The organism is Ramlibacter sp., assembly GCF_050250995.1.
Classification (GTDB): Bacteria; Pseudomonadota; Gammaproteobacteria; order Burkholderiales; family Burkholderiaceae_C; genus Ramlibacter.
In genome coordinates, this window is record NZ_JBFWNP010000029.1 from 1 (window position 1) to 21247 (window position 21247).

The 21247-nt window shown below is 68.5% G+C and carries 18 protein-coding genes; 4 read left to right on the top strand and 14 right to left on the bottom strand.

Annotation, left to right across the window (positions count from 1 at the left end; all coding sequences use genetic code 11):
- The 4 genes from AB7E83_RS17745 to grpE form a co-directional block, all read right to left on the bottom strand.
- A partial coding sequence (locus AB7E83_RS17745) for a filamentous hemagglutinin N-terminal domain-containing protein (protein WP_428571795.1) occupies positions 1-2535 on the bottom strand: 2535 nt, incomplete at its 3' end.
- A gap of 171 nt (positions 2536-2706) precedes the next feature.
- A complete protein-coding gene (dnaJ, locus tag AB7E83_RS17750) occupies positions 2707-3855 on the bottom strand; it encodes a molecular chaperone DnaJ (protein ID WP_428571796.1) in 1149 nt (382 codons plus the stop codon).
- Positions 3856-3901: 46 nt separating this feature from the next.
- Positions 3902-5866: a molecular chaperone DnaK gene (gene dnaK / locus AB7E83_RS17755; protein ID WP_428571798.1), complete on the bottom strand. Its 1965-nt coding sequence runs from the start codon at positions 5864-5866 to the stop codon at positions 3902-3904.
- 95 nt (positions 5867-5961) lie between these two features.
- Positions 5962-6516 carry a nucleotide exchange factor GrpE gene (gene grpE / locus AB7E83_RS17760; RefSeq protein ID WP_428571800.1) on the bottom strand — a complete coding sequence of 185 codons (555 nt, stop codon included), beginning with the start codon at positions 6514-6516 and terminating at the stop codon, positions 5962-5964.
- A 101-nt stretch (positions 6517-6617) separates the two neighbouring features.
- Between grpE and AB7E83_RS17765 the strand changes: the two genes are divergently transcribed.
- Complete coding sequence (locus AB7E83_RS17765; RefSeq protein ID WP_428571801.1) at positions 6618-7022, top strand: RidA family protein; 405 nt, start codon at positions 6618-6620, stop codon at positions 7020-7022.
- Positions 7023-7035: 13 nt separating this feature from the next.
- Here AB7E83_RS17765 and AB7E83_RS17770 read toward each other — a convergent pair whose 3' ends face one another.
- The 10 genes from AB7E83_RS17770 to AB7E83_RS17815 all read right to left on the bottom strand — a co-directional run bounded on the left by AB7E83_RS17770 (position 7036) and on the right by AB7E83_RS17815 (position 17574).
- Positions 7036-7386: an FKBP-type peptidyl-prolyl cis-trans isomerase gene (locus AB7E83_RS17770; RefSeq protein WP_428571802.1), complete on the bottom strand. Its 351-nt coding sequence runs from the start codon at positions 7384-7386 to the stop codon at positions 7036-7038.
- A 61-nt stretch (positions 7387-7447) separates the two neighbouring features.
- Positions 7448-7771 carry a winged helix-turn-helix transcriptional regulator gene (locus AB7E83_RS17775; RefSeq protein WP_428571804.1) on the bottom strand — a complete coding sequence of 108 codons (324 nt, stop codon included), beginning with the start codon at positions 7769-7771 and terminating at the stop codon, positions 7448-7450.
- Between the two features lie 111 nt (positions 7772-7882).
- Positions 7883-8395 (bottom strand): MarR family winged helix-turn-helix transcriptional regulator, encoded by a 513-nt coding sequence (locus AB7E83_RS17780; protein ID WP_428571806.1) that lies wholly within the window; start codon positions 8393-8395, stop codon positions 7883-7885.
- A complete protein-coding gene (locus AB7E83_RS17785) occupies positions 8392-10125 on the bottom strand; it encodes a tannase/feruloyl esterase family alpha/beta hydrolase (RefSeq protein ID WP_428571808.1) in 1734 nt (577 codons plus the stop codon). The genes AB7E83_RS17780 and AB7E83_RS17785 overlap by 4 nt, the downstream gene beginning before the upstream one ends.
- Positions 10122-10880 (bottom strand): ABC transporter ATP-binding protein, encoded by a 759-nt coding sequence (locus tag AB7E83_RS17790; protein WP_428571810.1) that lies wholly within the window; start codon positions 10878-10880, stop codon positions 10122-10124. Before AB7E83_RS17790 ends, AB7E83_RS17785 begins: the two co-directional genes overlap by 4 nt.
- A 2-nt stretch (positions 10881-10882) precedes the next feature.
- Positions 10883-12652, bottom strand: a complete 1770-nt coding sequence (locus AB7E83_RS17795) for an ABC transporter permease subunit (protein ID WP_428571812.1) — start codon at positions 12650-12652, stop codon at positions 10883-10885.
- Between the two features lie 2 nt (positions 12653-12654).
- Positions 12655-13692, bottom strand: coding sequence for a branched-chain amino acid ABC transporter permease (locus AB7E83_RS17800; RefSeq protein WP_428571814.1), 1038 nt, complete (start codon positions 13690-13692; stop codon positions 12655-12657).
- Between the two features lie 110 nt (positions 13693-13802).
- Positions 13803-14939 carry an ABC transporter substrate-binding protein gene (locus AB7E83_RS17805; protein ID WP_428571816.1) on the bottom strand — a complete coding sequence of 379 codons (1137 nt, stop codon included), beginning with the start codon at positions 14937-14939 and terminating at the stop codon, positions 13803-13805.
- Positions 14940-14980: 41 nt separating this feature from the next.
- A complete protein-coding gene (locus tag AB7E83_RS17810; protein WP_428571818.1) occupies positions 14981-16804 on the bottom strand; it encodes a feruloyl-CoA synthase in 1824 nt (607 codons plus the stop codon).
- Positions 16801-17574, bottom strand: coding sequence for a crotonase/enoyl-CoA hydratase family protein (locus tag AB7E83_RS17815; protein WP_428571820.1), 774 nt, complete (start codon positions 17572-17574; stop codon positions 16801-16803). Before AB7E83_RS17815 ends, AB7E83_RS17810 begins: the two co-directional genes overlap by 4 nt.
- 105 nt (positions 17575-17679) lie before the next feature.
- On the opposite strand from AB7E83_RS17815, the gene AB7E83_RS17820 reads away from it, so the two are divergent.
- The 3 genes from AB7E83_RS17820 (at position 17680) to AB7E83_RS17830 (ending at position 21151) form a co-directional block, all read left to right on the top strand.
- Positions 17680-18543, top strand: coding sequence for an amidohydrolase family protein (locus AB7E83_RS17820; protein ID WP_428571822.1), 864 nt, complete (start codon positions 17680-17682; stop codon positions 18541-18543).
- A 28-nt stretch (positions 18544-18571) separates the two neighbouring features.
- Positions 18572-20377 (top strand): AMP-binding protein, encoded by a 1806-nt coding sequence (locus tag AB7E83_RS17825; protein WP_428571824.1) that lies wholly within the window; start codon positions 18572-18574, stop codon positions 20375-20377.
- 318 nt (positions 20378-20695) lie between these two features.
- Positions 20696-21151: a hypothetical protein gene (locus AB7E83_RS17830; protein WP_428571826.1), complete on the top strand. Its 456-nt coding sequence runs from the start codon at positions 20696-20698 to the stop codon at positions 21149-21151.
- The last annotated feature ends 96 nt before the right edge of the window (positions 21152-21247 follow it).

Below are 21247 nucleotides of genomic sequence, written 5' to 3' on the forward strand. Positions count from 1 at the left end.
CGGCGCGGGCGTCGGCGCAGGCGTCGGAGCGGGCGTAGGCGCAGGAGTCGGAGCAGGCGTCGGCGCGGGCGTTGGCGCAGGAGTCGGAGCAGGAGTCGGAGCAGGCGTCGGAGCAGGCGTCGGAGCAGGCGTCGGAGCAGGCGTCGGAGCAGGCGTCGGCGCAGGTGTCGGCGCAGGTGTCGGAGCAGGCGTCGGCGCGGGCGTCGGCGCAGGCGTCGGAGCGGGCGTCGGCGCGGGTGTGGGCGCAGGCGTAGGTGCTGGCGTCGGCGCTGGAGTCGGAGCTGGTGTCGGCGCAGGAGTTGGAGCGGGCGTCGGAGCAGGCGTCGGTGCAGGCGTCGGTGCAGGCGTGGGAGCCGGCGTCGGTGCGCTCGTGGGCGCCGGAGCCGACGACGTCCGCTCCAGGTTCACCTTCTGGGGTGAATACGTCGCGCCGAAGCCCGGAAGATCTGGCGCATCGATCGCGGAGAAGGTTCCGTTGCGGCTGCCCGCGTCGGCGATCACGAATTCCTGGGTGGGCGTGGGCGCGGTGCCGATGGGCGCCGCGCGCAACGTGCCGCCCACGGTGAGGTGGCCGCCGTCGATCTTCAGCAGGTCCGTCTGACCGGAGCGCCGCACTTCCACATCGAGGACCGAAGTCGACGCCAGCGTGACGTCGCCCTTGACCTTGAGTTCGCCGGTGGCACCGGTCCCCGCGGGCCTCAGCGTGCCGCGATTCAGCAGCAGCCGGCTGCCCACGTCGATTTCGCCCGTGCCCTGGATCACGCCCGACGCCAGGTTTTCCAGGCCGCCGTGTTTCGCGTCGACCTTGGAGCCCGCGAGCGAAACGACGCCCGCGTTGCGCATCGTGTCGCCGTGCAGCTTCAGGTCGCCGCCGGCCGAGTCGAGGCCGCCGTGGATCGTCACCGCGGAGTCGTGCGCGTCGAGCGAAATCTTGCCGCCGCCGGTCGTGATCTGTCCCACGTCGATGGGCTGGCGGGCCGCCGAGGTCTGGAGATCGACCGACCCCGACCCCTGCGTGCGAAGGTGGACGCCTCGCAGGTCGATGCCGCCGGCGCCGGAGCCCGTGACTTCCAGCTTGATGTTTCGGTTGTCGCGCACGAGGATGTCGCCGTCGATGAAGGTCCCGCTCACCTGGATGGCGTTCGTTGCGCTCAGCGTGATGTTGGCGTTGACGCCTTCGAGTTCGCTCTCACGCACGGTGAATGTGGAGGGCGAGTCGTTCGCCTTCACCACGCCCGGCGAGTTGCCGGACACGTTCAAGTTGGTCGCCGAACTGTTGCCGTCGCTGCCGTCGCCGATGCCGCCCTGGATGACGATCACCGCCGGGTCGAGCAGCAGCTGGCCGAGTCGCCCGATGGCCGAGCCGAGGTCGGCCTGGCCGCGGAAGACGAGATCCTGTTTGCCGGACACTTCGGCGTTGCCGCCGCGGCCCTGGCCCGCGCCGCGCGCCTCGATCGCGCCGGTGAAGCGCGTCGTGCCGTCGGCCCAAACGACGACGGTGCCGCCGTCGCCTTCGCGCGTGGCGTTCGCGATGAGCCGCGCGCCGCTTTCCACCTCGCTCGTCGCGGCATTCGCGATGCGGCCGTCGCGGCCTTGCCAGCCGCCGCCCACGAGAATTTCTCCACCGCCGGTTTCCGACGATACGTCGATGCGCGCGCCCGTGCCGACCTGGACCGAGGGCGCCGCGACGTGGATCGAACCGCCCGCTGCCTGCGTGTCGCCCTCGATGCGAGCGGCGGCGCTCGCGCGCAGGACGATGCGCCCGCTTTCGGTTGCGATGCCCTGCGCGCGGATCGCCCCGCTGTGGCGCAACTGCCCCGCGAACACGCTCACCGCGTCGCCTTGCAGCGAGCCCATGTGCAGCGCGCGATCGTCCGGCGCCTGGATTTCCAGGCGGATTCCCTCGATGCCGCGGCCCGTGAGTTCGACCTTGCGGCCCGCGACGATGGAGACGTCGCCTCGTTCCGAACGCACGACCGACGCCGCGCCGGTCTCGACTTCGGCGGCGATCAGCACGACGTCGCCGTGCCGCGACACGATGCTGCCGTCCACGCGAATGCCGCCGGCCGCCGCGTCGGCGTCGCCGAAGCGCAGCCGGCCCAAGCGCAGGTCCGCATCGCTCATGCGCAGCGCGGAGGCTGTGAAGCCCGCGGTGTCGACCACCGCCCCGGCGCCGACGGCGATGCCGGCGGGATTGACCAGCACGAGCCGGCCGTTGGACGAGAGCGTGCCGAAGATGCGCGACGGATCGCCGCCGGTGACGCGATTGATGGAGGTACTGAGCGCGTTGGGCTGTTCGAATCGCGTGGTGCTTCCGGATGGCACCGAGAAGCTGCGCCAGTCGATGGCCGAATGCGCGGACCCGGGACCGTTTTGCGTGGTGACCGTGAGGTTGTTGCCCTGGCGGGTCAGGACGGCCGAGCCGTGAACCACGGTGGCGCCGGCGGGCTGCGCGTGGCCCGGCACCTGCCAGCCCAAGGCCAGCGCGGCACTCACGGCCAGCGCGACTTTTCTGGGCTGGAACTGCTGACTCATCTCATCCTCCCCGCTGAACTTGCGGAATGGAACGAGCGTAAAAATCGCAACGAAAAGCACGCGTAGGCCGTGCCCGGTGCGTGCTGTAGGAGAGCGGCTGACGTGAAAAAAAACCCGGCGCGCGGCCGGGTTCGTACGAAAGGTTGCGGGGCGCTACGAGCGCTGCGAACGCTACGCGCTGAAGAAGCCCTTCAGCTTGTCGGCCCAGGTCTCCTCTTGCGGCGAATGCTTGGAGCCGCCCTTGCGCAGCGACTCCTCGAACTCGCGCAGCAGCTTGCGCTGGTGCTCGGTCAGCTTCACCGGCGTCTCCACCGCGATGTGGCAGTACAGGTCGCCGGGGTAGCTCGAGCGCACGCCCTTGATGCCCTTGCCGCGCAGGCGGAACTGCTTGCCGGCCTGCGTGCCCTCGGGGATGTCGATGGCGGCCTTGCCGTCGAGCGTGGGCACCTCGATCTCGCCGCCGAGCGATGCGCGGGCGATGCTCACGGGCACCACGCAATGCAGGTCGTCGCCGTCGCGCTCGAAGATTCCGTGCTTCTTCAGCCGGATCTCGATGTAGAGGTCGCCCGGCGGCCCGCCGTTCGTGCCCGGCTCGCCGTTGCCGGCGCTGCGGATGCGCATGCCGTCGTCGATGCCCGCGGGGATCTTCACTTCCAGCGTCTTCTGCTTCTTCACCTTGCCCTGCCCATGGCAGGTGGGGCAGGGCTCGGGAATGATCTTGCCGCTGCCGCGGCAGTGCGGGCAGGTCTGCTGCACGCTGAAGAAGCCCTGGCGCATCTGCACGACGCCCTGGCCGTTGCAGGTCTTGCAGGTCTGCGCCTGCGTGCCCGGCTTCGCGCCGCTGCCGCTGCACGTGTCGCACGGGTCCCAGGACGGGATGCGGATCTGCGCGTCCTTGCCCTTGGCGGCCTCTTCGAGGCTCACCTCCATGGCGTAGCTGAGATCGCTGCCGCGATAGACCTGCCGGCCGCCGGCGCGGCCGCCCGCGCCGCCGCGCGCCTGGCCGAAGATGTCGCCGAAGATGTCGCCGAAGGCCTCGGCGAAGCCGCCGAAGCCTTCCGCGCCCGGGCCGCCGCGCATGTTGGGGTCGACCCCCGCATGGCCGTGCTGGTCGTAGGCCGCGCGCTTCTCGGCGTCCGAAAGCATTTCGTACGCTTCCTTCGCTTCCTTGAAGTGCGCCTCGGCGTCCTTGGCCGACTCCCCCTGATTGCGGTCAGGGTGGTACTTCATCGCGAGCTTGCGATAAGCCTTCTTGATCTCGTCCTCGTTGGCGTTCTTGGGAACGCCGAGGATTTCGTAAAAGTCTCTTTTGGTGGCCATGAGGTGGAAGTGGGCGGATGACCCGCCCACTCGTTCGCTTGTTGAATCAGCCCTTCTTCACTTCCTTGACTTCGGCGTCGACGACATTGTCGTCGGCCGGTCGGGAAGCGCCACCCGCGTCGCCGCCCGGCGCGCCGCCCATGCCGCCGGCGGCGCCGCCATCGGCGCCCGCCGCGCCCTGCTGCGCCTGCATGTCGGCGTACATCTTCTCGCCGAGCTTCTGGCTCGCGGTCATGAGCGCCGTGGTCTTGGCCTCGATCGCATCCTTGTCCTCGGACTTGAGCGACTCTTCGGCATCCTTCAGCGCGGCCTCGATCTTCTCTTTCTCGCCGGCGTCGAGCTTGTCGCCGTACTCGGTCAGGCTCTTGCGCACGGTATGCACCGTCGCCTCGCCCTGGTTGCGCGCCTGCACGAGTTCGAGCTTCTTCTTGTCGTCGGCCGCGTTCATCTCGGCGTCCTTCACCATCTTCTCGATCTCGGCCTCGGAGATGCCCGAGTTCGCCTTGATGGTGATCTTGTTCTCCTTGCCCGTCGCCTTGTCCTTGGCGCCCACGTGCAGGATGCCGTTCGCGTCGATGTCGAAGCTCACCTCGATCTGCGGCAGGCCGCGCGGCGCGGGCGGAATGCCTTCGAGGTTGAACTCGCCGAGCATCTTGTTGCCCGTCGCCATCTCGCGCTCGCCCTGGTAGACCTTGATCGTCACGGCCGGCTGGTTGTCGTCGGCCGTCGAGAAGGTCTGCGCGAACTTCGTCGGGATGGTCGTGTTCTTCTTGATCATCTTCGTCATCACGCCGCCGAGCGTCTCGATGCCGAGCGACAGCGGGGTGACGTCGAGCAGCAGCACGTCCTTGCGGTCGCCCGCGAGCACCTGCCCCTGGATCGCGGCGCCGACGGCCACCGCCTCGTCGGGGTTGACGTCCTTGCGCGGCTCCTTGCCGAAGAATTCCTTGACCTTGTCCTGCACCTTCGGCATGCGCGTCATGCCGCCCACCAGGATCACGTCCTGGATGTCGGAGACCGACACGCCCGCGTCCTTGATCGCGGTCTTGCACGGCTCGATGGTGCGAGCGACGAGGTCGTCGACCAGCGACTCGAGCTTGGCGCGCGTGAGCTTGATGTTCAGGTGCTTCGGCCCGCTCGCGTCCGCGGTGACGTAGGGCAGGTTGATGTCGGTCTGCGTGCTGTTGGACAGCTCGATCTTGGCCTTCTCGGCCGCTTCCTTCAGGCGCTGCAGCGCGAGCACGTCCTTCGTGAGGTCGACGCCCTGCTCCTTCTTGAACTCGGTGACGATGTGGTCGATGATGCGCTGGTCGAAGTCCTCGCCGCCCAGGAAGGTGTCGCCGTTGGTGGAGAGCACCTCGAACTGCTTCTCGCCGTCGACGTCGGCGATCTCGATGATCGAGATGTCGAACGTGCCGCCGCCGAGGTCGTACACCGCGATCTTGCGGTCGCCCTTGGCGTGCTTGTCGAGGCCGAAGGCGAGCGCGGCCGCCGTCGGCTCGTTGATGATCCGCTTGACTTCCAGGCCGGCGATGCGGCCGGCATCCTTGGTCGCCTGGCGCTGGCTGTCGTTGAAGTACGCGGGCACCGTGATGACCGCTTCGGTCACCGGCTCGCCGAGGTAGTCCTCGGCGGTCTTCTTCATCTTGCGCAGCACCTCGGCGCTCACCTGCGGCGGCGCGAGCTTCTTGCCGCGCTCGTCCACCCACGCGTCGCCGTTGTCGGCGGCGACGATCTTGTAGGGCATCAGCTCGATGTCCTTCTGCACTTCCTTCTCGGTGAACTTGCGGCCGATCAGGCGCTTGATGGCGTAGAAGGTGTGGCGCGGGTTGGTGACGGCCTGGCGCTTCGCGGAGGCGCCGGTGAGGATTTCGCCGTCTTCCTGGTAGGCGACGATCGAAGGCGTGGTGCGTCCGCCCTCGCTGTTCTCGATCACCTTGACGTTGTTGCCTTCCATGATCGCCACGCACGAATTGGTCGTGCCGAGGTCGATGCCGATGATCTTTGCCATGTCTCTTTCTCCTGTGGATGGCCTGTGCGGCAGGCCGTGCGAATGTTGTTGGTTACTTGTGGATAACTGGTCGGGATTTCAAGCGGCGCGGCGCGTCACTTCGCGGCGGCGACGGTCACCAGGGCAGGGCGCAGAACGCGCTCGGCGATCAGGTAGCCCTTCTGCAGCACGCTGACGACCGTGTTCGGCTCCTGATCGGCGGGCACCACGGAAATCGCCTGGTGCTGGTGCGGATCGAACTTCGCGGCGGCGGCGGGGTTGATCTCGACGACCTTGTTGCGTTCGAGCGCGCTCTTGAGCTGGCGCAGCGTGGCCTCGGCGCCCTCGCGGATCACCTCGGGCGTGGCGTCGGGAATCGCAAGGCCGGCCTCGAGGCTGTCGCACACGGGCAGCAGGCTCTCGGCGAAGGCCTCGACCGCGAACTTGCGCGCCTTGGCGACTTCCTCGTCGGCACGGCGGCGGGTGTTCTGCATGTCGGCCTGCGAGCGCAGGTGCTGGTCGGCGAGCTCCTGGTTCTTCGCCTTGAGCTCCGCGAGCTCGGCCAGGGCGGCGGCCAGCGGCTCGGGGCCGGCGGACTGGGGCGGCGCGTTCTCCGCGCCGGATTCGGGGGGGGAGGGGTCCTGATCGGTCGGGAGGTTGTTCTCGGCCATTTTTTCGGGTGGTTGCACTGACGACGGCGGACAGCTTGGGGCTCAAAAGCCCTTTTCAAGCCACGGGCAAACGGAAATCCCGCACAGATTAAAGTCTGGGGATGGTACGGCGACTCATCGGCAGCGGATCGACCTTCGAGGCGGACATCGGCTATTCCCGGGCGGTGGTCGATGGCGACTGGATCTTCGTGTCGGGCACGACCGGCTTCGACTACGCGGCCATGACGATCCCCGAGGGCATCGTCGAGCAGGCCGAGCAATGCCTGAAGAACATCGAGGCCGCGCTCGCGCAGGCTGATTCGTCCCTGCGCGACGTGGTGCGCGTGACCTACGTGGTGCCGAAGGCCGAGGAATTCCCGGCCACCTGGCCGGTGCTGAGGAAGTACTTCGGCGAGGTGCGGCCGGCCGCGATGATGATCTCGGCGGGCCTGGCCGATCCGCGGATGCGCATCGAGATCGAGGTCACCGCGCGCCGGGGATCCGGCTCCCTCTCCCGCGAGCGGTAGAGGGGAGCGGAAATCAGCGCGCGCCCAGCAGCTCGACGTCGAACTTCAGCGTCGCGTTCGGCGGAATCACGCCGCCCGCGCCGCGCGCGCCATAGCCGAGTTCCGGCGGAATGATCAGCGTGCGCTTGCCGCCGACCTTCATGCCGGCCACGCCTTCGTCCCAGCCGCGGATCACCATGCCGGCGCCGAGCGAGAACTCGAAGGGGTCGTTGCGGTCGCGGCTGGAATCGAACTTCTTGCCCTGCACGCCCTTGTCGTAGAGCCAGCCGGTGTAATGCACGCGAACGGACTGGCCGGACTTCGCTTCGGGGCCGCTGCCGACGGCTTCGTCTTCGTACTGCAGGCCGGAGGGGGTGGTGGTCATGGGTCGGTCTTCTTTCTGCGAACTTCTTTTCGAGCCGCCCAGTGTAGCGACGCGGCGGCGTTCAAGGGCCCGCGGGCGGCCTGCGGCGCGACCGGCCCGCGGCCCAGCGCACGGCGAATGCGTTCATCTCGTTCATGCGCCGCAGCAGGTCCTGCCCGCTCGACGTGACCGCGTAGCCTTCGCCGTTGTGCTGCACGAGGCCCGCTTCGCGCAGGTCCTTGATACGAGTGTTCAGCGTGTTGGGCGTGATGCCGCCCACGCTGTCCTGCAGCAGCCGGAAGGTCTGCGCATGGCCGTCCTTCAGGGCCCACAGCACGCGCATCGCGTAGCGCGCCTCCAGCAGTTCCAGCAACTGGCTGATGGCGGCGGTGTCGCGGGTGCTCATGCGTGAGGGGGCGGGCGGGGAAGCGAGTGTACGCGAGCCGTGCTACACAAACAATAGCATCGAAGGTTGGCGGCACGCCCTCGATTCGCCGGACGCAGGCGTGCGAAACGACTACGCGTAGACCTTTTTCAGCAGCTTGAGCAGCGTGCGCAGTTCGGCGGGGGTGAGCTTGGCGGCGACTTCGGCCTCGAGCTGCGCGGCCGTGCGTTCGGCATCGCGCATCAGCTTCTGCCCGGCCGTCGTGAGGTGCAGGCCCATCGCGCGGCGGTCGCGCGGATGCGGCTGGCGTGCGATGAGGTCGCGCTTCTCCAGCGTATTGAGGAGGCCGACCACATTGGGCGGCAGCAACGCGAGGCTGCCGCACAACTGCCGCGAGGTGATGCCGGGGTTGTGCGCGACGAGCGAGAGCACGGAAAAATCGACCGGCCGCAGGCCATACGGCGCCATGCGCTCCAGGAACACCGAGATCACCGCGAGCGACGCGCGCCGCGCGTTGTAGCCGAGCAGGCTTTCGAGGAAGGTGGTGTCGACCTGCTCGACGGCCGGCTGCGCCTGCGCCGACGAGGCCGATGGGGCCGATCGCGTGGATCGCGTCGATCGCGTCGGTGTCGGGGAAGCGTTCACCGGCAACTGAAGTTCGCGGCGTCTTCGACGTTGCCGCTTCCGTTGTAGCGTGCGACGGTCGGATGGGCGCAAAGCGGTCGCGTGCGCGTTGGGGACCAGTCGGCGGGGAGTTCGGCATTCGCGCCGCCGCCGTGCGCCGGGCCGCGTGCGGACGCCGTGACCGCCTGCGGCGCGACGCCGCCTTCGACCCAGCGAACGAGCGGCGCCAGCAGGTCGAAGGCGTCGGTGGCCGGCCCCCCGCTGCAATGGTTCATGCCGGGCACGGGGAAATAGCGGGCGAAGCCGTCGGCGCGGCCGTCGAGCGCACGGTCGAGGCGCAGCATCCACTGCCGGGTGTCCTCGGCGGAAAACACCGCATCGCTCACGCCGTGATAGATCACCATCTTCGCGCCGCGCGCGGCGAGCGGGGCCATGTTGCGCGGATCGTCCTGGCTGGGCGGCATCATGAGCGAAGCGCCCGATTCGCGGTACGTGGCGTCGGTGGCATGCAGGCGTTGCCAGCGCGCGTCGATGTCCTCGGTGAACGGCGTGACGGGCGAGGGCGGCACGCTGAAGACGATGCCGACGGAGAGCGGATCGAGCGTGATCGGGTTCGTGAACCGCCACGTTGCCCAGTTGGCGCCGACGATGCCCGGATCCCACGGGAACGGCGCGTAGATCGGCTGTCCCTGCGACCGGCGCGCGCCTTCGTAGACGGAGGCGATCGCGTCCTTCTGCAGCGGCGTGAGGCAGCTGCCGTTGCGCGCGCCGGTGCAGGTGGGCACGTCGCGCTTCAGGTCGAATGCCGCCTGGCACGCCTGCGTGGCCTGCACGAGGCCGTCGCGCGCGCCGTCGAGCGCGTCGCACTTGTCGAGCACGGCGCGCGCCACGGTCCGCCGCTCCTGCGCGGTGAAGCCGCTCGCGAGGTCGGGAATCGTCGCGTTCGGATTCTGCGGATGCGCGACCGTCGCGCCCGGCGTCGCGAGGCGGCGCAACTGCGCGCCGTTCCAGATCTGCGCCAGCGCCGCGTAGGGCAGGCGATAGCCGGGCGCGCCGACCAGGTAGCCGTCGTATTCGGCGCCGACGCGCGCGGCGGCGACCATCGCATGGCGTCCGCCATTGGAGCAGCCGCCGATGTACGAGCGGTCGGGGCCCTTGCCGTACGCACTCGCGATCAGCGCCTTGGCCATCGGGGTGAGCTTCGCCACGGCCTGCCAGCCGTAATCGAGTCGCGACTGCGGCTCCATGCCGAAGTACGGCGTCTGGGCGCCCGTGTGGCCGGCGTCGGAACTGATGACCGCGAATCCCTGCGCGAGTGCGCCCGTGAGCGGGCCGCCGCCCAGCGCGCCGCGCGCGGGCTGCACCGCGCCGTCGAGACCGCCGTTGCCCTGGTAGAAGAAGCGGCCGTTCCAGGCCTGCGGCAGGCGCATCTCGAACGCGATGGCGTAGTCGCGCCCATCGCTGCCCTTGCGCTTGTGCATCGCGCCCTTGACGAGGCAGTGCGCGGCGATGGGCGCGTTGCCCTGCATCGTTGCGCCGGCGGCGACGGGCGTGGCCGACTCGATGGCCGTCTCGCCGAATGCGAACGTGCCTGCGAGCGCCTCGCAAGAGCGCAGCGTCGCGGGCGTGGCGGCGGCAAGGGGCCGCGGCGCTGCGCCGGGGATGCTGGCGCAGGACGCGAGGAGCGTGGCGGCCAGTGCAGCGGCCGCGGCCGCTGCGGGGAAACGGCGCGAGCGAAGCGAACGGTTCAAAGGGGGGACTCCTGCCGCGTGGCGGCGCTGGACGACGCGACGCGCGATGCGCCAAGGTAGGTCTCGATCACGCGCGGATCGCCCGCGAGTTCGCGCGCGGGGCCGTGCAGGCCGATCTCGCCGGTCTCGAGCACGTAGGCGTAGTCGGCGACTTCGAGGGCGGCGCGGGCGTTCTGCTCGACGAGCAGGATCGAGACGCCCTGCGCGCGCAGCCGGTCGATGATCTGGAAGACTTCCTTCACCACGAGGGGCGCGAGCCCCAGGCTCGGCTCGTCGAGCATCAGCAGCTTGGGCCGCGACATCAATGCACGGCCGACCGCGAGCATCTGCCGCTCGCCGCCGGACAAGGTGCCGGCCAGTTGCGCGCGGCGCTCCTTCAGGCGGGGAAAGAGTTCGTACACGTGGTCGATCTGCGCGCGCCAGTCGGCCATGCGCAGCTTGCGTGCGCGCCAGCCTCCCAGAATCAGGTTGTCCTCGACCGGCATCGTGCCGAACAGCTCGCGCTTCTCGGGCACGAGGGCCAGGCCGAGCATCACGCGCTCTTCGAGCGTGCTGTCGGCGAGGTCGACGCCGTCGAACATCACGCGCCCGCGAAACGGCAACAGGCCCATGAGCGCATTGAGCGTCGTGGACTTGCCCGCGCCGTTGGGGCCGATCACGGTGACGACCTGGCCCGCGGGCAGCTCGAGATTCAGGCCGGAGAGCACCTCGGCGCGGCCATAGCCCGCATGGAGGTCGTGGACGGACAGCAGCATGTTCAGTGCTCCGTTCCGAGATAGGCGGCGCGCACCGCGGGGCTCGCCTGCACGTCGGCGGGCGTGCCCTCCATCAGCTTCGTGCCGAACTCCATGACCACGATGCGGTCGACGAGGCCCATCACGAACTCCATGTCGTGCTCGACGAGCAACAGGCTCATGCCCTCCCGCTTGAGCTGCCGCAGCACGTCGGCGAGCGCCTGCTTCTCCTTGTGGCGCAGGCCCGCCGCGGGCTCGTCGAGCAGCAGCAGCGCGGGGTCCGTACACAGCGCGCGCGCGATTTCCATCAGGCGCTGCGGTCCGAGCGCGAGGTTGCCCGCGAGTTCGTCCATGCGATCGGCCATGCCGATGCGCGCGAGCTGGCGCTCGGCCTCGGCGAACAGGCGCTTTTCCTCCTCGCGGTCCAGGCGCAGCATCGCGCGCGCGATGCCCGAGCGTCCGCGCAGGTAGCCGCCGAGCGCGACGTTCTCGAGCACCGTCATCTCGGGGATCATCTTCACGTGCTGGAAGGTCCGCGAGATGCCGAGCCGCGCGATGGCGCGCGAGGGCTTGCCCGCGATCTGCTCGCCCTGCCAGCGCACGCGGCCCGCGGTGAGCGACAGCACCCCCGTGACGAGGTTGAAGGTGGTCGACTTGCCCGCGCCATTGGGTCCGATGAGGCCCACGATGTCGCCCGCGCGGACCTCGAAGCTCACGTCGTTGACGGCCACCAGCCCGCCGAACGTCTTGCGCACCGCGTCGACCTGCAGCAGCGGCTCGCCATGGCGCGGCTTCTCGCGCGCGGGCAGCGGTGGGGCGTCCGTCCAGTCGCGCACGCGGTTCGTGCGCGGCAGCTTGCGGCCGATGAAGGTCCACAGGCCGTCGGGCGCGTACTTCAGCACGACGACGAGCACGATGCCGAACACGATGGTCTCGAAATTGCCGCTGGTGCCGATCAGCTTCGGCAGCAGCACCTGCAACTGGTCCTCGGTGATCTTGACCACCGCCGCGCCGAGAAACGCGCCCCACACGTGCGACACGCCGCCGAGCACGGCCATGAAAAGGTACTCGATTCCCTTCCCGATGGAAAACGGCGAGGGGCTCACCGTGCGCTGGAAGAACGCGAACAGCCAGCCGGCGATGGATGCGAGCACCGCGGCGCTCACGAAGACGACGAGCTTGTAGCGGAAGGTCGAGACGCCCATCGCCTCGGCCATCGTCGCGCCGTTCTTGATCGCGCGGATCGCGCGGCCCGGCCGCGAATCGAGGAGGTTGAGCGACGCCCACGCCGCGAGCAGCGCGAACATCCAGATCAGCACGTGCAGTCCGCGACCGGTGCCGAGATCGATGCCGAAGATTTTCAGGGTGGGAATGCCGAGGATGCCGTCGTACTTGCCCAGCCATTCCATGTTGGCCATGGTGTAGTTGAGCGCGAGCCCCCAGGCGATGGTGGCGAGCGGCAGGTAGTGGCCGGACATGCGCAGCGTGATCGCGCCGAGTGCCAGCGCGGCAACGACCGCAAGCGCGATGCCGATGGCGAGCGCGAGCCAGGGCGACGACGCCATCTTCACGGTGAGGAAGGCGGCGGTATAGGCGCCGACGCCGACGAAGGCGGCCTGGCCGAAGGAGGTCAGGCCCGCCACGCCCGTGAGCAGCACGAGCCCCAGCGCGACGAGTGCATAGAGGCCGATGTAGTTGCTCTGCGCGATCCAGAAATCCGGCACGGGCAGCGCCGGCAGGACGAGCATGAGCAACGCGAAGAGCGGAAAGCCGAAGCGGCGGATCGATCGCATGGTCAGTGTTCTTCGGTGTGCGGATCGCGCAGCGACCGCCACAGCAGCACGGGCAGGATCGAGGAGAACACGATCACCTCCTTGAAGGCGCTGGCCCAGTAGGAGCCGAAGCTCTCCAGCAGCCCGACGGCCAGCGCGCCCACGAGCGCCAGCGGATAACCGGAGAGCCCCGCGAACACGGCGGCCACGAAGCCCTTCAGCCCGATCAGGAAGCCGCTGTCGTAGAAGATCGTCGTGGTGGGCCCGATCAGCAGGCCGGACAGCGCGCCGATGAAGGCCGCCATGGTGAAGGCGAGACGTCCGGCGCCGGACGACGAGATGCCCATCAGGCGCGCGCCCGCGCGGTTGACGGCCGTCGCGCGCAGCGCCTTGCCCTGCAGCGTCCGCTCGAAGTACAGCCACAGCGCGACGATCAGCGCGACGGAGGCGATGAAGATGATCAGCGTCTGCCCGCTCAGCGTGAGCGGCCCGGCGGAGAACCGCTGCTCCCAGAAGCTGGGATTGCGGAAGCCCTCGGCGCCGAAGAAGAACAGGCCCAGCCCGACCAGCGCGAAATGCACGCCGACGGAGACGATCAGCAGCACGAGCACGGTCGCATCGGCGAGCGATTCGTAGGCGAGGCGGTAGATCAAGCTGCCGAAGGGCGTGACGAGCGCCAGCGTGAGCAGCGCGTGGACGATGAGGGGAAAGCCCTTGCCCGCGACGGCGAACGCGATGGCCGAAGCGATCACCGGCCAGGCGAGGGTGCGCGCGACGTTCATCGCGACGCGCCTGGCCGGCTTGCGGTGCCGCACGCCGTCGACGATGTCGCCGAAGGCCGCAAGCGCCGCGAGCGCCAGCAGGAACACGACGGTGCCCGGCACCTTGCCCGCCTGCAGCAGGGCGAGCGTGAGCGCGCCGAACGCGACGAACTCGCCCTGCGGGATGAAGATCACGCGCGTGACGGCGAACACCAGCACGGTCGCCAGCGCCAGGAGGGCGTAGACCGCGCCGTTGGTGAGGCCGTCGAGCGCGAGGATGCTCGCGATGGAGAAGTCCACTCAGCTTCCAGTATGTCGTGTCTTGTCGTGGGCACCGCGGAACCGGCTTCGCCGGGCCGCAGGGTGCGCCCCCTCGAGGGGGAAGCGCCGCAGGCGCTTCGGGGGTGGGCCTATTTCTCGGCGACGAACTTGCCGCCCACCACCTTCAGCATCACACCCGTCTCGTTGGTGTAGCCCCAGTGGTCGTCCTTCGTCCAGTTCATCACGCCATGCGCGAACACCGTGCGGCCCATCGTCTCCATCGCATCGCGCAGCGCCGCGCGGAACTCCGGCGTGCCCGGCTTCGCGCGCTTCATCGCGACCGGCACGATCCTGTTCATGGTGATCTCGAAGTCGTAGCTGTGGCCGGCGAACTGGTTGCGCTGGCCTGCGCCCACGAGCTTCTCGTACTTGGTCACGAAGTCGATGGCGACTTTCTTGGAGGGATGCGAGTCGGGCAGCTGCTCGGCGACCACGGCCGGGCCGGAGACGACGAACGAGCCTTCGACGTCCTTGCCGCCGATGCGAACGAGGTCGGGCGTCGCCGCGGCGTGCGTCTGGTAGATCTTGCCCTTGTAGCCGCGCTCGACGATGGCCTTGTGCGGCATGGCGGCGCCCGAGCCCGAAGCGACGACGAGCATCGCGTCGGGATTGGCGGACGTGAGCTTCAGCGCCTGCGGCGTGACGCTCGTGTCGGTGCGCGCGAAGCGCTCGGTTGCCACGATCTTCATGCCGGCTTTCTCGGCCAGCGGCGTCAGCGCCTTCAGCCACAGCTCGCCGTAAGCGTCGGTGTAGCCGAGGAAGCCGATCGTCTTGATGTTCTGCTTCTTCATGTGCTCGACCATCGCGAACGCCATGACGTCGTTGCCCTGCGGCAGGCGGAACAGCCAATGATCCTGGCCGGGCGGAACGCCGACCGGCGAGGCGGCGATCTGCAGCGTCTTGTTCTCCGCGGCGACGGGCGCCATGGCGGCGGCGACCGGCGTGAGGCAGGAGCCGAGGATCACGTCGACCTTGTCCTCGGTGACGAAGCGGCGGACGTTGCTCACGCCCTTGCCGGGGTCCGACGCGTCGTCGAGGATGATGAGCGTGACCTTCTCGCCCGCGATGGTCTGCGGGAACAGCTTCAGCTGGTTCTGCATCGGGATGCCGAGGCCCGAGCCGGGGCCGGTGAGCGAGAGGCTCACGCCCACCTTGATGTCGGCGAGGGCCGAGGTGGCGGCCGCCAGCATGGCGGCGGCTGCGACGAGGGTGCGGGCGAGTTTCATGGGCTGTGTCTCCTTGGGTGGAAGTTGTGGCTTGCGGCGCTTCAGGGCTTGCCGGCTTGCGGTAGGAGCGTGAACGGCAGGCGTCCCGCGTGGAAATCGTCGATGAGCGCGGCGCGGTGCTTCAGCACGGCGCGCTGGTTGATGGAGCCCTTGTCGGTGACCTCGCCCCGGTCGATGGAGGGCGCTTCGTGCAGCAGGTGCAGCCGCGCGACCCGGCTCGCACTGCCGGTGGCCGTCTTCGCGAGCCGGTTCAGCAGGTCCTGGAACTGCGCCTGCACCGGCGCGCTCTCGAGCACGTCCTTCAGCGGCGCGTCGGACGGCAGCCCCGAGAGCTTGCGCACGGCGGGCGTCGCGAAGACCAGCGCGCCGATCTCGTTGAGGTTCAGCCCGGTGACGACGACGTCCTGCACGAAGGGCGCGCCTTCGGCGATGATCTTCGAGCGCAGCGGCCCGACGCTCACGAAGGTGCCGGTCGCGAGCTTGAAATCCTCCGCGATGCGGCCGTCGAACTTCAGGCCCTGGTGGATGTCGGCTTCGTCGATCCAGAGCACCGCGTCGCCGGTCTTGAAGAAGCCCTCTTCGTCGAAGCACGCGGCCGTTTCCTCCGGCCCGCGCCAGTAGCCCGGCGTGATGTTCGGGCCCTTGTAGCGGACCTCGGTCTTGCCGTCGACGGGCACGAGCTTGAGCTCCATGCCCGGCGTGGGCAGGCCCAGGTAGCCCGACTTCACGTTCGGGTTGGTGATGTAGATCGCGAAAGGCGAGGACTCGGTCATGCCGAGGCCCGTACCCATGACGATGCGCTCGCCGATCTCCTGCTCCTGCACCTGCGCGAGCGCGTCCCACACGGGTTGCGCGAGCGCCGCGCCGGCGTAGAAGAACATGCGCACGCGCGCCAGCAGGTTCCGGCGCAGCGCCTCGTCCGTCTTCATGGCGTTGGCGATGGCCTCGAAGCCGGTCGGCACGTTGAAGTAGACGGTGGGCGCGATCTCGCGCAGGTTGCGCAGCGTCTCGCCGACCAGCGCGGGCGTGGGCTTGCCGTCGTCGATGTAGAGCGTGCCGCCGTTGTAGATCGTGAGGCCGACGTTGTGGTTGCCGCCGAAGGTGTGGTTCCACGGCAGCCAGTCGACGAGCACCGGCGGCTCGTCGGCCAGCAGCGGCATCGACTGCCGCATCTGCTGCTGGTTGGCGCACCACATGCCATGCGTGTTGATCACCGCTTTCGGCAGCTTGGTCGAGCCCGAGGTGAAGAGGAACTTGGTGATCGTGTCGGGGCCGGTGGCCTGCATCGCCGCGTCGACGGCGGGCGTGGGCGACGTTCCGGTGAGCTTGGCGAAGTCCTTGCCGTAGAGAACCTCGACGTCCTTGCCGACCGTGGCCGCGACGGCCTTGCCGTACAGCGTTTCGTCGGTTGCGAAGACGAGTCCCGGCGTCAGCGTGGCCAGCACGTGGCGCAGCTTGTCGTAGTCCTGGCTGATGAGCGAATAGGGCGGCGAGACGGGGCAGTAGGGCACGCCGGCATACAGGCAGCCCAGCGCGAGCATCGCGTGCTCGAGGTCGTTGCCCGAGAGGATGGCGACGGGGCGGTCCGCGTTCAGCCCGCAGTCGATCAATGCCTGGCCGATGGCGCGGGCGTGCCGGAGGGCTTCGCGATAGGTCATGTGACGCCAGTCGCCGCCCTTCACGCGCTGCGCCATGAACGTGCGGTCCGGCGCCGCCTCCGCCCAATGAACCAGCCGGTCCGTCATGCGGCGGGCATACGGCGCGAGCGGCTGCTCGGCGCTCAGATAGCGCACGCCATCGGCGCCGTCGCGCAGCACGGCGCGCGTAACGCCGAACTCCATGGGCCGATACCGCACCGTGTTCATCCCTTGCTCACCTTCGCCGCCCGTCCTTCGAGGAAATTCTGCACGCGCTGTTTCGCCTCCGGCGCGCTCTGCGCGATGGCGGCCATGAGCGACTCGGTGAGGAAGCCGTGGTCGGCCGGCTGGTCGGCGATGCGCGGCAGCGCATGCATCAGCGCGTAGTTGGTGAGCGGCGCGTTCTGCGCGATGCGCTCGGCGAGCGCGATGGCCTTGGCGAGCGCCTCGCCCTTGGGCACGAGGTACTGGGCGAAGCCCGCGCGCTCGCCGTCCTGCGCGTTGTAGACGCGGCCCGTGAGCATCATGTCCGTCATGCGCGCGACGCCGATGAGGCGCGGGATGCGCACCGAGCCGCCGCCGCCGACGAAGATGCCGCGGGAGCCTTCGGGCAGCGCGTAGAACGTGGTCTCGTCCGCCACGCGGATGTGGCAGGAGGCCGCGAGCTCCAGCCCGCCGCCCACCACCGCGCCATGCAGCGCGGCGACCACCGGCACCGGCCCGTGCTGCACCTGTTCCAGTGCGGCATGCCACATGCGCGAATGGTGCAGGCCCGCGCCCGCGTCGCGCTCCTTCAGCTCGGACAGGTCGAGGCCCGCGCAGAAGTGCTCGCCCTCGCCGTCGATCACGGCCGCGCGGACGTCGGCGGGCAGGTTCTGGAACGCGTCGCGAATGGCGGCCACGAGGCCGTCCGAGAGCGCATTGCGCTTGGCGCCGCGGGTGAGCCGCACGATGGCGACGGCGCCGCGAATCTCGGTCTGAAGGTCGGAGGAGGTCATGGATCGGGTTTGCGGAACAGGGTGATTATTGTTATAACGAATAACCAAAAACAAGCCCCGAAGTGCCGTCCCGGCCCCGGGCTAACCCTGATCCGCGGAGACGACATGGACCACGCCAACCTGATCGCCATCGACGTGCACACGCATGCCGAGGTGAGCTGCTGGAACCCCTTCGACAACTACGGCGAGGAATACGACCGCGCCGCCGACAAGTACTTCCGCAACAACCGGCGGCCGACGATCGCGGAGACCATCGAGTACTACCGCAAGATCAAGGTGGGCCTGGTGATGTTCACGGTCGACAGCGAGTCGAACCTGGGGCGCCGCCGCATCCCGAACGAGGAGATCGCCGCGGCCGCGCGCGAGAACAGCGACATGATGATGTGCTTCGCGAGCATCGACCCGCACAAAGGGAAGATGGGCGCGCGCGAGGCCGAGCGGCTCATCACGCAGGAAGGCGTGAAGGGTTTCAAGTTCCATCCCACGGTGCAGGGCTACCACCCCTACGACAAGATGGCGTGGCCGATCTACGAGGTGATCGACCACCACAAGCTGCCCGCGATCTTCCACACCGGGCACAGCGGCATCGGCTCGGGCATGCGCTGCGGCGGCGGGCTGCGGCTGGAGTACAGCAACCCGATCCACCTCGACGACGTGGCGATCTCGTTTCCCGACATGCAGATCGTGATGGCGCATCCGAGCTTCCCGTGGCAGGACGAGGCGCTGTCGGTGGCCACGCACAAGCCCAATGTGTGGATCGACCTCTCGGGCTGGAGCCCGAAATATTTTCCGAAGCAGCTCGTGCAGTACGCCAACACGCTGCTGAAAGACCGCGTGCTGTTCGGCAGCGACTACCCGCTCATCACCCCCGAGCGCTGGATGAAGGATTTCCAGGAGGCCGGTTTCCGCGAGGAGGTGATGCCCGGCATCCTCAAGGGCAACGCGATGCGGCTGCTGGGGCTGGCGTGAGCGGGCCGCGACGCTGAAAGGACCCGCCGTGATCTTCCGCTCGCTCGCCGACATCGAGGCGCTGGAACGCACGCCCTGCGAGCAGGCGATTGCCGCGCGCACGACCTACGGCCTGATCGAGCGCGCGGCGCGCCTGCACGGCGCGCGCGACGCCTTCGTCTACCTGCCCGACGGCGAGCTCGACACGGCGCCGCAGCGCATCACGTACGCGGAGTTGCTCGCGAATGTGAACCGCGCGGCGAATCTCTTCCGCAGCCTTGGCGTAGGGCCGGACGACAGCGTGGCGATCCTCGCGCCGAACATCCCTTCGACGCAGTACGCGCTGTGGGGCGCGCAGGTGGCGGGGCGTGCGTGCCCGATCAACTTCATGCTGCAACCGGAGCACGTGGCGGGCTTGCTGGATGCGGCGAACGCCAAGGTGGTCGTGGCGTTCGGCGAGCATGCGCAGCTCGATGTGGCGGGTGCCGTGCGGCGGATTCCGGGGATCGAGCAGCGGCAGGTCCTATGGGTGTCGGCGCCCGGTGCGCCTACCCCGGCGCTGTCCCAACGGGCAAACGAGGCCGTGTTCGAGCAGGCGCTCGCCGCGCAGCCGGACTCACTCCAGTTCGACCCGCGGCTCTCGCCCGAGCGCATCGCATCGCTCTTTCACACCGGCGGCACCACCGGCGCGCCCAAGCTCGTGCAGCACACGCACGGCAACGAGGCGCACACCTCGTGGTTCGCGCACATGTTCTACGGCTTCGACGAGAACACGGTCGAGATCAATGGCTTCCCGCTGTTCCACGTGGCCGGCGCGTTCGTCTACGGACTCGCCATGCTCGCCATCGGCGCGACGCAGGTGCTGCCCACCGTGCTCGGCATGCGCGATGCGGCGTTCCTGCGCAACTACTGGAAGTTTTGCGAACGCGAGAAGGTGGGCGCGCTCGCGTGCGTTCCCACCATCCTCGCGGGCCTTTGCAACCAGCCGGTCGATGCGGACATCGCGAGCGTGAAAGTTGCCTACACCGGCGGCTCGCCACTGCCGACCGAACTGGCCGACCGATTCGAGAAGGCGACGGGCATCCCCGTGCGCAACATCCTCGGCATGACCGAATGCTCGGGCCTCGTCTCCATCGAGCCCCTGCATGCGCCGCGCGTGCCCGGCTCGGCGGGCTTGCGCATGCCCTACAGCGAAGTGAAGATCCGCGAGGACGGCGTGGTCGCGCTGCGCGGCCCGCACGTGAGCCCCGGCTACACCGACGCGGCGCGCAACGCGGGCATGTTCGAAGACGGCTGGCTCGTGTCGGGCGACCTCGGCCGCATCGACGCGCAAGGCTACCTGCACGTTACCGGCCGCGCGAAGGACGTGATCATTCGCGGCTCGCACAACATCGACCCGCAACTCGTCGAAGATGCGTTCCTCGCGCATCCCGGCGTCGCGATGTGCGCGGTGGTCGCCGAGCCCGATGCGCATTCGGGTGAAGTGGCGATGGCCTTCGTCACGTTGAAGCCGGGCGCGTCGATCGCCGGCGACGCGCTGCTGGCCGAGGTCGCGCCCCGCGTCTACGAGCGCCCCGCGATTCCGCGCCGCGTCGTCGTGATCGACACGCTGCCGGTCACGGCCATCGGCAAGGTCTACAAGCCGGCGCTGCGGCTGCGGGCCATCGAGATCAAGTTGCAGGAGTTGTTCGCATCGCAGGCCGATGGCCGCGAGATCGTGGTCACTGCGAAGGAGCGTGGAAGTGCTGCGGTCGCCGACGTGCGGATCGCCGGCGCCGAAGACCCGGCGCTCGCCGCGCGCTTGCAGGCGGCGCTCGGCGCGATCGCCGTGCCCGTGGCATTCAGCTTCTCGTGAAGGATCACGGTAAGGTCGAATGCTCGCCACACGCTAGCGATCTTCCGTCATCCACGCCTCAGACGTGCGTTGGCATTGGAGCTGCGTGTCAGGGGTCGAGCTGAACTCCATTTGCTCTGTGATGCCGAGGGCGGTTCGGCTGGCTCGAGGCGACTCGATTCGATCATGATTTGCCGAGCAACCGGGTCGGTTTGCCTCATGGTCACGCGGGTACGCCAAACCGTCTGGTTTCCGACTTTCGTCTAGTTGGCGTGGGACCCGCGACTTGCGATGCTGGCGGCTATTGCCGGCCAATCCAGTGCTTCAACACCGCTTGCCATGAGCTACGACGCTTATGTCGTCGCCATTCAATTGCTGCTCAAAGAATGCCAGGCCGGCAGGCCGTCGCATGAGCGAGTGCTTGTCGTAAGCCGGACACCGGAGTGTTTGATCGAGTGCGGCTTTTCGCAGCTTCCCCTTGTCGTCACGGGAAAGGTCGTCGACAAAGCGCACTTCGACCATGGCGTGACGAAAGGGGTGTTGGAGCGCCTGCCCCTGCTTGTGGAAAACCCGAGGGCGATTTATGCGAGCGCGAGCCAGGAGCTCGCTGCGGTCGTCGTCACCCTCGAGGTGAAAGGTGGAAACAACATCGTCGTTCCCGTGCATCGCGATCGCCAGGTGGGGCGCCATCCTGCCCGGTTCAATGTCATCGCGAGCGTCTACGACAAGCGAGCCGAAGTCGAGGCGGGCTTGCGCAGCAAAGGCCTGCTGCTATGGGAAAAACCAAAGAAATAGTCCCTCTCTGCTGCACGACATTTCGGCTCCAATTGCCTGGTGTGGGACGCAGCTGGAAGGGACTGATCGCATTTTAGTGCCTCCGTGAGAGCCAGT

Excerpts from the sequence above, each read along its gene's own strand:
- dnaJ (WP_428571796.1), bottom strand. The coding sequence starts at position 3,855 with ATGGCCACCAAAAGAGACTTTTACGAAATCCTCGGCGTTCCCAAGAAC.
- dnaK (WP_428571798.1), bottom strand. The coding sequence starts at position 5,866 with ATGGCAAAGATCATCGGCATCGACCTCGGCACGACCAATTCGTGCGTG.
- grpE (WP_428571800.1), bottom strand. The coding sequence starts at position 6,516 with ATGGCCGAGAACAACCTCCCGACCGATCAGGACCCCTCCCCCCCCGAA.
- AB7E83_RS17765 (WP_428571801.1), top strand. The coding sequence starts at position 6,618 with ATGGTACGGCGACTCATCGGCAGCGGATCGACCTTCGAGGCGGACATC.
- AB7E83_RS17770 (WP_428571802.1), bottom strand. The coding sequence starts at position 7,386 with ATGACCACCACCCCCTCCGGCCTGCAGTACGAAGACGAAGCCGTCGGC.
- AB7E83_RS17775 (WP_428571804.1), bottom strand. The coding sequence starts at position 7,771 with ATGAGCACCCGCGACACCGCCGCCATCAGCCAGTTGCTGGAACTGCTG.
- AB7E83_RS17790 (WP_428571810.1), bottom strand. The coding sequence starts at position 10,880 with ATGCTGCTGTCCGTCCACGACCTCCATGCGGGCTATGGCCGCGCCGAG.
- AB7E83_RS17795 (WP_428571812.1), bottom strand. The coding sequence starts at position 12,652 with ATGCGATCGATCCGCCGCTTCGGCTTTCCGCTCTTCGCGTTGCTCATG.
- AB7E83_RS17805 (WP_428571816.1), bottom strand. The coding sequence starts at position 14,939 with ATGAAACTCGCCCGCACCCTCGTCGCAGCCGCCGCCATGCTGGCGGCC.
- AB7E83_RS17810 (WP_428571818.1), bottom strand. The coding sequence starts at position 16,804 with ATGAACACGGTGCGGTATCGGCCCATGGAGTTCGGCGTTACGCGCGCC.
- AB7E83_RS17815 (WP_428571820.1), bottom strand. The coding sequence starts at position 17,574 with ATGACCTCCTCCGACCTTCAGACCGAGATTCGCGGCGCCGTCGCCATC.
- AB7E83_RS17820 (WP_428571822.1), top strand. The coding sequence starts at position 17,680 with ATGGACCACGCCAACCTGATCGCCATCGACGTGCACACGCATGCCGAG.
- AB7E83_RS17830 (WP_428571826.1), top strand. The coding sequence starts at position 20,696 with ATGAGCTACGACGCTTATGTCGTCGCCATTCAATTGCTGCTCAAAGAA.